Below are 2938 nucleotides of genomic sequence, written 5' to 3'. Positions count from 1 at the left end.
TAAAATGCTCTAGCCGTGGAAAGGACTCTTTTTTGCAACAATCTTTACTTTAAAGCTAGTGTTCTATTTAATAGAGTGGCGGGCTATAAAAGCCTTTTTTAGTGGAGGTTGTTTGAGATTAAATTGTGGCGTAGAGGTTGTCGATTTGGCTGACTCGATAGCGATGAAATTTGATGGAGTGTTCACAGCTTTAGTGCCCAAAGAAAAATGTTTTTTATTAGACTCCCCAGCCTGTTTTGTGGCAGGAATACTTAATTTGAGTATCACATGTGATGAAGTCGAAAAGTTAAAGGTTCTGCTGGATTGAACTGTACTGACAATATTAGATGTCTTGTTAGGTCATATTGAACATGAATATCGTAATCCTCACCGAGATTTAGATATAAGAACGGCTCCCAACCGGGAGCCGTTCTTCATTGTAGGGGCACGCTATTGAATAGGAATAATGAACACCCAAATCGTTGCTAACAAAAATTTATGGATGCTGATATCATGTTCAGCTCTTTAAGTCGTTTTTATCGGTTTTTGAATGAATAGAAAAATACAAATATACTTATTTTTTTCGATGATCATTTCGTTTTTATTGATTCTGGGAGTCGCTGGCTTGGGGATGTACTCTCAATTCAAAGATGATGTTTTGCATCAAAACACCTTAGAGTTTGAACGTCAAAAAAGTGATCTAACCAGGTTGTATGAAAATAAATTTAAGCTGATGAGGGGGCTGAATTTATCACCCGATAACTTTGAAGCATCTTTGGATTTAGCTACAGATGCTTGGAGTATACAAGGAGAGCGTTTATCTCTGGTGGATTTAGAGGGGAACATAATCTCTTTTGATGCTGGTGACTTTAATGCCATTGATAAAAATAGAGAGTGGTTTTTGGATATTAAATCAGGATCTAAACAATTTAGTTCCAAAATATATCCAAGTGCAACATCAAACAAGTTTGTTAAGACTTTATCAATCCCTTGGGTGTCGGAGGGAGAGGTTCTTGGGGTTGTGGCCCATGATCTTGATGGTTCTGAATTGGTTATCCCAGGAACGTTTATCTTAACTGACTCTGATTTTAGGGTTGTGTCTACCTTTGATTCGGATCTTACTAATGATTGGGGGGGGGGGAACTTGTTTGCATTAAGACCTGAGTACCATGACATCAAAGATAAAGAGCCGTTGGTTTATGTTGATCCAGCTGGAAGTTGGTTTTCTGTAAGTTACCACCTCCTTGATGATGGTTCTTATCTGTTTACGTATACTGATTTAAATCCCTTAATCAACTCTTTTAAAAGTTTCGCTCTTGTTTTTATTGCTTCCATCATTGGTATGATGATTTGTGCAATTGGCGTAGTGTCTTTTGTCTTAAACAGGGAAACAAAGAATCTTCCTTTGGTTGTTAGATGGATTAAATCGTTAGAAGAAGGGGATTTGTCTAACGTTAAAATTAGAAAAAGAGACAATGAATTCGATTCCGTTTCAGAGTCGTTATCTAGACTATCTTTTAAGCTGAACACCATTTTTTCCCAATTTAATTCCAGTATGGATTCTATTCATCAAAAACAAGATGAATCCATTGAACTCGCTGAAATTAGCCGGAGCCATTCTCTAAATGAACGATCTTCCATTGAGCAAATTGCAACAGCATCTACAGAGTTGTCTTCAACGGCAAGGGATGTTGCCGATAACGCTCAAAGAGCGGAACAATCAGCCACGGAAGCGAATGAGATAATTCAACAGAGTCAGAGCTCCCTTAAGAACTCTACCGATACGACCGAGGAGATATCTCAATCAATATCGGAAACCCAGACGATAGTTCATTTACTTCGAGATCACTCAGAACGCATTAGTAGCGTGGTTGATGTTATTAATAATATATCGGAGCAAACGAACTTATTGGCTCTAAATGCAGCAATCGAGGCCGCTAGAGCTGGAGAACAAGGGCGAGGCTTTGCTGTCGTTGCAGATGAAGTTAGAGCGTTAGCTGGTAAAACTCAACAATCTACGATTGATATTCAAGAAATTATTGCACAGCTTCAAGAACAATCGAAGCAAGCGGATGAATCTATGGCGCGCAATGTTGAGTTAATGATTGCCACCAAGTCCACAACAGGTGAACTTGCTCAATCGTTTCACGTCATATCTGAGAAGGTATCAAATATTTCCGAGGTGAACTCTATCGTTGCGACTGCTTCGGAAGAACAAAGTGCCGTAACTGCTGATATTTCAAGTCAGCTGGAAAATATGAGCATATTGGTTCAGCAGAATATCGAGGGGATTGAAAGTACAGTTAAAGCCTGCGACTCGGTTGTAGAGGTGACGAAAGAGTTGAGTTCTGAATTGAGCTTTTTCAAGGTGGAAAAATAATGAATCAGAATAAATGTGTTTTTTGTTCTCGTGGTGATGTTGAGCTGATTTTACTTGGTTCAGGTCGAAGTTGTTCTAATTGTCTTGTTATCGCTCACGACTTAGTTCATATCGAGGGGTTTTCTCCAGAAAGCAAAGTTGAAGAGGCTGTGCTATCACTAATTTTCTTTTTAGAAACCGATTTGGTTTTAACTCGTCAGTTGCTCAAATCTCAACCTTTAAGTGGTGATATTCAGACGGTAATTAGGCAAAAAAAAGAAAAGCTAGCTGCTATTGAGGTTAGTTATTCGGGAGTGGAAGAGTCTTACACTAAGAAAATAAAAGATCTACTGAATGAACACACCGTGCTGCTCGGGCTTTACGCTGATTTACCATAACCACACTTAGTGCGAACTCAGATTTAGACGTAAGAACGGCTCCCGATTTGGAGCCGTTTTGGGATCATGAATTTTTACATGCGTAGGGGTAAATCCATAAAATACCTCTATTGGAAGTTTTTAATTTGATAGCAGTTCCATGATGATACCCATTGTGTGTCCTGTAAGCGTCTTTAAATCGATTACCACGAGAGCGAGTTGT

The 2938-nt window shown here is 38.9% G+C and carries 2 protein-coding genes; both read left to right on the top strand.

From position 1 onward, the window contains the following. The first annotated feature begins 529 nt into the window (after positions 1 to 529). Positions 530 to 2359, top strand: coding sequence for a methyl-accepting chemotaxis protein (locus AB4484_RS24930; RefSeq protein WP_372080859.1), 1830 nt, complete (start codon positions 530 to 532; stop codon positions 2357 to 2359). Further along, positions 2359 to 2736: a hypothetical protein gene (locus AB4484_RS24925; RefSeq protein WP_372080858.1), complete on the top strand. Its 378-nt coding sequence runs from the start codon at positions 2359 to 2361 to the stop codon at positions 2734 to 2736. Before AB4484_RS24930 ends, AB4484_RS24925 begins: the two co-directional genes overlap by 1 nt. Positions 2737 to 2938 lie beyond the last annotated feature (202 nt).

The organism is Vibrio sp. 10N.261.46.A3 (assembly GCF_041472995.1).
GTDB classification, from domain to species: Bacteria; Pseudomonadota; Gammaproteobacteria; order Enterobacterales; family Vibrionaceae; genus Vibrio; species Vibrio coralliirubri.
The sequence above is the reverse complement of the archived record's forward strand: the minus strand, read 5'-3'. Positions and strand labels throughout refer to the sequence as shown.